This window comes from Kitasatospora sp. NBC_00458 (assembly GCF_036013975.1).
Classification (GTDB): Bacteria; Actinomycetota; Actinomycetes; order Streptomycetales; family Streptomycetaceae; genus Kitasatospora.
The window spans coordinates 3,524,911-3,532,500 of record NZ_CP107904.1; the positions used below are offsets into that span (position 1 = coordinate 3,524,911).

Here is a 7,590-nt window from a genome sequence, read left to right on the forward strand (position 1 = left end):
CACGATGCCGCACTGGGGGGAGAGGGTCCTGGCCGCGGGCGGCGCCCCGGTCACGACCCCGCGCGACGCCGCCCGCGACGCCGCGCGCGACGAACTCGTCAAGGCCGACTACCACCGCAACGACCCGAGCCTCCAGGAGCGGGTCGTCGACTGGATCACGGACCGGATCGACGAGGCGCTCGGTGCCCTCGCCGGCGAGGGCACCACCGGCACCACCGGCCTGGTGCTCTTCCTGGTGGTCGCCGTCCTGGTCGGCGCCGCCCTCTGGTGGCGCCTCGGCGCCCCGCGGCGGGCCGCCCGCTCCACCCTCGACGTCTTCGGCACGGTCGGCCCGCGCACCGCCGACCAGCACCGGGCCGACGCCGCACGGCACGCCGCCGCCGGCCAGTGGACCGAAGCCGTCCGCGAGCAGATGCGCGCCCTGGTCCGCGGCCTGGAGGAGCGCACCCTGCTCGACACCCGCCCCGGCCGCACCGCCGACGAGGCCGCCGCCGAAGCCGGCCGCACCCTGCCCGAGCACGCCGCCGCCCTCACCGCGGCCGCCCGCACCTTCGACGACATCGCCTACGGCGACCGCACCGCCGACCAGGCCTCCTACCAGCTGCTGCACGACCTCGACCGGACCCTGGAGCGCACCCGCCCGGTCCTCGTCCCGGCCGCCGGAGGAGCCGCATGACCAGCGCCACCCCCACCGGGGCGTCACCCGTGCCCTTCGCGCCCGAGACCGCCGCGCCCGAGACCGTCGCGCCCGCCGGAACCGCCCCGACCGCCGGAACCGGCCGCACCAGCCTCGCCCCCACCGGCCGAGGCCTCTGGCGCCGCGGCCGGTGGTACCTGCTCACCGCCGTCCTCCTGCTGCTCGCTGCCGTCGTCCTGGCCGCCTTCAACCAGGACCGCCGCTACCCGCCGCTCGACCCGCGGTCCTACGAGCCCACCGGCGGCCACGCCGTGATCGCCCTGCTCCAGCGCGAGGGCCTCACGGTCGACCTCACCTCCGACCCCGCCTCCCGGGGGGCCGACGCCGGCACCCTCGTCCTGCCCGAGCCCGACCTGCTCAGCGCCGAACAGCTGCGCGCCGTCTCCGTCGCCGGCCACACCCGGCTGGTCCTGATCGCCCCCGGCCCCGCGGCCCTGAGCGCGCTCGTCCCCGGCGTCCGCACCTCCGACGAGAACGGCGGCATCCCCTACGCCTCCGTCCGCAGCACCGCCGCCCAGTGCTCGCTCCCCGAGGCCGTCCGGGCCGGCACCGCGGAGCTCGGCGGCGTGCTCTACACCGCCGGCAGCCGCGGCGAGGGCTGCTACCAGCGCGGCCACGGCTACCCGCTGGTCACCGTCGCCACCGGGAGGAACACCGACGTCGTCGTCCTCGGCAGCGGCGACTTCCTCACCAACGAGCTGCTCAAGAAGGACGGCAACGCCGCCCTCGGCACCGGCCTCCTGGGTGCCCGGCCCCACCTCACCTGGCACCTGCCCGACTACACCGCCCCGGTCGCCGAGGGCGGCGGGCTGAAGACCTTCAACGACTACATCCCCGAGGGCTGGCGGTGGGCCGGCTACCAGCTGGCCGTCGCCGTCCTGCTGGCCGCCCTCTGGCGGGCCCGCCGACTCGGCCCGGTCGTCAGCGAGAACCTGCCCGTGGTGGTCCGCGCCGCCGAGACCACCGAGGGCCGCGCCCGCCTCTACCGCCGTGCCAGGGCCCGCGGCCGCGCCGCCGACGCCCTCCGCCGCGCCGCCGCCCACCGCATCGCCCCGGCCCTGGGCGTCCCGCCCGTCGGCGGCGCACCCGACCCCACCGCTCTCTGCGCGGCCGTCGCCGACCGCGTCCCCGAGCGGCCCGCCGGGGACGTACGGGCCCTCCTGTACGGCCCGCCCCCGACCGACGACGCCGCGCTGCTGCGGCTCGCCGACGACCTCGACGCCCTCGAAAGGCAGGTACGGAAGCCGTGACCGAACAGGCCACCGCCCAGCTCCGCATCACCCCCGGCACGGCGCCCGCCACTCCCGGTACCACCTCCCCCGACCCCCGGGTCAGCGACCCGCGCGAGGCACTGACCGCCCTGCGCGCCGAGATCGCCAAGGCCGTGGTCGGCCAGGACGCCGCCGTCACCGGCCTGGTCGTCGCCCTGCTCTGCGGCGGCCACGTGCTGCTCGAAGGCGTCCCCGGCGTGGCGAAGACCCTGCTGGTCCGCACCCTCTCCACCGCGCTCAGCCTGGAGACCAAGCGCATCCAGTTCACCCCCGACCTGATGCCCGGCGACGTCACCGGCTCCCTCGTCTACGACGCCCGGACCGCCGAGTTCTCCTTCCAGCCGGGCCCGGTCTTCACCAACCTGCTGCTCGCCGACGAGATCAACCGCACTCCGCCGAAGACCCAGGCCGCCCTGCTGGAGGCCATGGAGGAGCACCAGGTCACCGTCGACGGCGAGCCGCGCGCGCTGCCCGTCCCCTTCCTGGTCGCCGCCACCCAGAACCCGGTCGAGTACGAGGGCACCTACCCGCTGCCCGAGGCCCAGCTGGACCGGTTCCTGCTGAAGCTGGTCCTGCCGCTGCCCGACCGGGACCAGGAGTTCCAGGTCCTCGCCCGGCACGCCTCCGGCTTCGACCCGCGCGACCTCGCCGCCGCCGGCGTCCGCCCGGTCGCCGGCCCCGGGCACATCGCCGCCGCCCGCGAGCAGATCGCCCGGCTGACCGTCGCCCCCGAGGTCCTCGCCTACATCGTCGACCTCTGCCGGGCCACCCGGCAGTCCCCGTCGCTGTCCATCGGCGTCTCCCCCCGCGGCGCCACCGCCCTGCTCGGCGCCTCCCGCGCCTGGGCCTGGCTCGCCGGCCGCGACTACGTCACCCCCGACGACGTCAAGGCCCTCGCCCTGCCCACCCTGCGCCACCGCGTGGCCCTGCGCGCCGAGGCCGAGATGGAGGGCGTGACCGCCGACTCCGTCATCCAGGCCGTCCTCGCCCAGACCCCGGCTCCCCGCTGACCCCGGCCGGGCGCTGATCCCCGGCCCCGAGCCGCCCGGCCCGGCCCGCCACCCGCACCGCTCCCGGCCCCGCTCCCGGCCCCGACGAAGGAACGCACCGCATGGCCCTCACCGGGCGAACCGCCCTGCTCGCCGCGCTCGGCGCCCTCGTCACGGGCCTGCTGCTGCCCTCCTGGGCCGGGGTCGGCGCCGTCACCGGCACGGTCCTCCTCGCCGTCGTCGCCGACCTGCTGCTCGCCGCCCCCGTCCGCAGCCTGCGGATCACCCGGGGCGGTGACACCACCGTGCGCCTCGGCGAGCCCGCCGGCGTCGACCTGACCGTGACCAACCCGGCCGGGCGGCCCCTGCGGGCCCGGATCCGCGACGCCTGGGCCCCGTCCGCCTGGCGGACGGGCACCGAGATCGCCGCCTCCCGGCACACCCTGCGGATCCCCGGCCGTGAACGACGCCGCGTCACCACCGTCCTCACCCCGACCCGGCGCGGCGACCACCACGCCCACAAGGTGACGGTCCGTTCCCTCGGCCCGCTCGGCCTGGCAGGCCGTCAGGGGTCGCACCTCGTCCCCTGGACGGTCCGCGCCCTCCCGCCGTTCAACAGCCGCAAGCACCTGCCCTCCCGGCTCGCCCGGCTGCGCGAACTCGACGGCCGCACCTCCGTCCTGACCCGCGGCCAGGGCACCGAGTTCGACTCCCTCCGCGAGTACCTGCCGGGCGACGACGTCCGCTCCATCGACTGGCGGGCCAGCGCACGCCGCCAGACCGTCGCCGTCCGCACCTGGCGCCCCGAGCGCGACCGGCACATCCTGATCGTCCTCGACACCGGCCGCACCTCCGCAGGCCGGGTCGGCGACGCCCCACGGCTGGACGCCTCCCTCGACGCCGCCCTCCTGCTCACCGCGCTCGCCACCAAGGCCGGCGACCGGGTCGACCTGCTCGCCCACGACCTGCGCAAGCGGGTCTCGGTGGCAGGCCGCTCGCCGAACGAGATCCTCCCTGCCTTCACCAACGCGATGGCCGTCCTGGAGCCCGCCCTCTACGAGACCGACATGCGCTCGCTGGTCGCCACCGCACTCAAGATGGCGCCGCACCGCTCGCTGATCGTGCTCCTCACCGGCCTCGACGCGGCGCCCGTGGAGGACGGCCTCCTCCCCCTCGTCCCCCTGCTCACCAAGCGCCACGAGGTCGTGCTCGCGTCCGTCGCCGACCCCCACCTCGACGAACTCGCCGCCGGCCGCGGCACCGTCGAGGCCGTCTACGGCGCCGCCGCAGCCGAGCAGACCCGCGCCGACCGCCGCCTCACCGCCGACCGCCTCAGCCGCGCCGGCGTCACCGTCCTCGACGCGCCGCCCGCTTCCGTGGCCCCCGCCCTCGCCGACACCTACCTCGCCCTCAAGGCCGCCGGCCGCCTCTGAACGACCTCTCCGGCTCCTGGCCGGAAACCCGGAAGGCCCCGTCACCGGTACCGGTCACGGGGCCTTCCGTTGCCCTGAACTCCGCATGGCGCCCTGCCCGCTCTCCGCCCACGAGCCCCTGCGGCCCCTTACGAGCTCCCGCATGAACGCCCATGACGCCACCGTCCGAGGGGCAGAGGAGGCGGAGGAAGGGCCTCCACAGGACACGGCGCTGTTCTGCCCGCTCCGGGATACGGGGACGCACCCACGCACCCGCACCCACGCGCCCGCCCGGCCTCCCCCACGAGAAAGGTCGCCGTGGCCGGCCGTCGAGTTTCTCCCTGGAAGACTTTCCGCCGGGAAACGCAAAGAACCCCCGCCGGTTTCCCGGCGGGGGTTCTTTGTGAATGATTGTTCGGCGGCGTCCTACTCTCCCACAGGGTCCCCCCTGCAGTACCATCGGCGCTGTGAGGCTTAGCTTCCGGGTTCGGAATGTAACCGGGCGTTTCCCTCACGCTATGACCACCGAAACACTATGAAACTGTCAACCGCACCCACACCGTGACCTGATGTGGGGGTCGTTGTTTCAGAACAACACAGTGGACGCGAGCAACTGAGGACAAGCCCTCGGCCTATTAGTACCGGTCAACTCCACCCCTTACAGGGCTTCCATATCCGGCCTATCAACCCAGTCGTCTACTGGGAGCCTTACCCTCTCAAGGAGGTGGGAGTGCTCATCTCGAAGCAGGCTTCCCGCTTAGATGCTTTCAGCGGTTATCCCTCCCGAACGTAGCCAACCAGCCATGCCCTTGGCAGGACAACTGGCACACCAGAGGTTCGTCCGTCCCGGTCCTCTCGTACTAGGGACAGCCCTTCTCAACACTCCTACGCGCACAGCGGATAGGGACCGAACTGTCTCACGACGTTCTAAACCCAGCTCGCGTACCGCTTTAATGGGCGAACAGCCCAACCCTTGGGACCTACTCCAGCCCCAGGATGCGACGAGCCGACATCGAGGTGCCAAACCATCCCGTCGATATGGACTCTTGGGGAAGATCAGCCTGTTATCCCCGGGGTACCTTTTATCCGTTGAGCGACGGCGCTTCCACAAGCCACCGCCGGATCACTAGTCCCGACTTTCGTCCCTGCTCGACCCGTCAGTCTCACAGTCAAGCTCCCTTGTGCACTTACACTCAACACCTGATTGCCAACCAGGCTGAGGGAACCTTTGGGCGCCTCCGTTACTCTTTAGGAGGCAACCGCCCCAGTTAAACTACCCACCAGACACTGTCCCTGATCCGGATCACGGACCCAGGTTAGACATCCAGCACGACCAGAGTGGTATTTCAACGACGACTCCACAACAACTGGCGTTGCTGCTTCAAAGTCTCCCACCTATCCTACACAAGCCGAACCGAACACCAATATCAAGCTATAGTAAAGGTCCCGGGGTCTTTCCGTCCTGCTGCGCGAAACGAGCATCTTTACTCGTAATGCAATTTCACCGGGCCTATGGTTGAGACAGTCGAGAAGTCGTTACGCCATTCGTGCAGGTCGGAACTTACCCGACAAGGAATTTCGCTACCTTAGGATGGTTATAGTTACCACCGCCGTTTACTGGCGCTTAAGTTCTCAGCTTCGCCCCACCGAAGTGGAGCTAACCGGTCCCCTTAACGTTCCAGCACCGGGCAGGCGTCAGTCCGTATACATCGCCTTACGGCTTCGCACGGACCTGTGTTTTTAGTAAACAGTCGCTTCTCGCTGGTCTCTGCGGCCACCCCCAGCTCTGGCAGCAAGTGCCGTCACCAGGAATGGCCCCCCTTCTCCCGAAGTTACGGGGGCATTTTGCCGAGTTCCTTAACCATAGTTCACCCGAACGCCTCGGTATTCTCTACCTGACCACCTGAGTCGGTTTGGGGTACGGGCCGCCATGAAACTCGCTAGAGGCTTTTCTCGACAGCATAGGATCATCCACTTCACCACAATCGGCTCGGCATCAGGTCTCAGCCTTAATGAGTGACGGATTTGCCTATCACTCGGCCTACACCCTTACCCCGGGACAACCACCGCCCGGGCTGGACTACCTTCCTGCGTCACCCCATCGCTCACCTAATACAGACTTGGTTCAGCGGCTCCACCACGTCCCTTTGTCCGAAGACTCCGGGCCGGCTTCACGGCTTTAGCATCACCTGGTTCAGCGTTGGCGCTTCAAAGCGGGTACGGGAATATCAACCCGTTGTCCATCGACTACGCCTGTCGGCCTCGCCTTAGGTCCCGACTTACCCTGGGCAGATCAGCTTGACCCAGGAACCCTTGGTCAATCGGCGCAAGAGTTTCTCACTCTTGTATCGCTACTCATGCCTGCATTCTCACTCGTGTACCGTCCACGACTGGTTTCCACCGCCGCTTCACCCGGCACACGACGCTCCCCTACCCATCACAGCAGGCGTTGGCCCTATATGCTGCAATGACACGACTTCGGTGATGTGCTTGAGCCCCGCTACATTGTCGGCGCGGAATCACTTGACCAGTGAGCTATTACGCACTCTTTCAAGGGTGGCTGCTTCTAAGCCAACCTCCTGGTTGTCTCTGCGACTCCACATCCTTTCCCACTTAGCACACGCTTAGGGACCTTAGTCGGTGTTCTGGGCTGTTTCCCTCTCGACCATGGAGCTTATCCCCCACAGTCTCACTGCCACGCTCTCACTTACCGGCATTCGGAGTTTGGCTAAGGTCAGTAACCCGGTGAGGCCCATCGCCTATCCAGTGCTCTACCTCCGGCAAGAAACACGTGACGCTGCACCTAAATGCATTTCGGGGAGAACCAGCTATCACGGAGTTTGATTGGCCTTTCACCCCTAACCACAGGTCATCCCCCAGGTTTTCAACCCTGGTGGGTTCGGTCCTCCACGAAGTCTTACCTCCGCTTCAACCTGCCCATGGCTAGATCACTCCGCTTCGGGTCTTGGGCATGCAACTCAACCGCCCTATTCGGACTCGCTTTCGCTACGGCTACCCCACACGGGTTAACCTCGCTACACACCGCAAACTCGCAGGCTCATTCTTCAAAAGGCACGCAGTCACGGCTCACCAGCAAGCTGATGAACGACGCTCCCACGGCTTGTAGGCACACGGTTTCAGGTACTATTTCACTCCGCTCCCGCGGTACTTTTCACCATTCCCTCACGGTACTATCCGCTATCGGTCACCAGGGAATATTT

The 7,590-nt window shown here is 69.1% G+C and carries 4 protein-coding genes and 2 rRNA genes (1 of these 6 only partly in view); 4 read left to right on the forward strand and 2 right to left on the reverse strand.

Annotated features, from left to right (window positions below):
- Positions 1-4: 4 nt before the first annotated feature.
- From OG550_RS14050 to OG550_RS14065, 4 genes are all read left to right on the forward strand, one after another.
- The gene (locus OG550_RS14050) at positions 5-676 is read left to right on the forward strand and encodes a DUF4129 domain-containing protein (RefSeq protein WP_327677448.1); all 672 of its coding nucleotides are present in this window, start codon (positions 5-7) and stop codon (positions 674-676) included.
- A complete protein-coding gene (locus OG550_RS14055) occupies positions 673-1,947 on the forward strand; it encodes a DUF4350 domain-containing protein (RefSeq protein WP_327677450.1) in 1,275 nt (424 codons plus the stop codon). The genes OG550_RS14050 and OG550_RS14055 overlap by 4 nt, the downstream gene beginning before the upstream one ends.
- A gap of 101 nt (positions 1,948-2,048) precedes the next feature.
- Positions 2,049-2,978 carry an AAA family ATPase gene (locus OG550_RS14060; protein WP_327683880.1) on the forward strand — a complete coding sequence of 310 codons (930 nt, stop codon included), beginning with the start codon at positions 2,049-2,051 and terminating at the stop codon, positions 2,976-2,978.
- A gap of 101 nt (positions 2,979-3,079) precedes the next feature.
- On the forward strand, positions 3,080-4,390 hold the full coding sequence (locus OG550_RS14065) for a DUF58 domain-containing protein (RefSeq protein ID WP_327677452.1): 1,311 nt from the start codon (positions 3,080-3,082) through the stop codon (positions 4,388-4,390).
- 392 nt (positions 4,391-4,782) lie between these two features.
- Here the strand turns inward: OG550_RS14065 and rrf are convergent.
- Positions 4,783-4,899 (reverse strand): 5S ribosomal RNA (gene rrf / locus OG550_RS14070).
- 85 nt (positions 4,900-4,984) lie between these two features.
- Positions 4,985-7,590 (reverse strand): 23S ribosomal RNA (locus OG550_RS14075) (it continues 515 nt past the right edge of the window).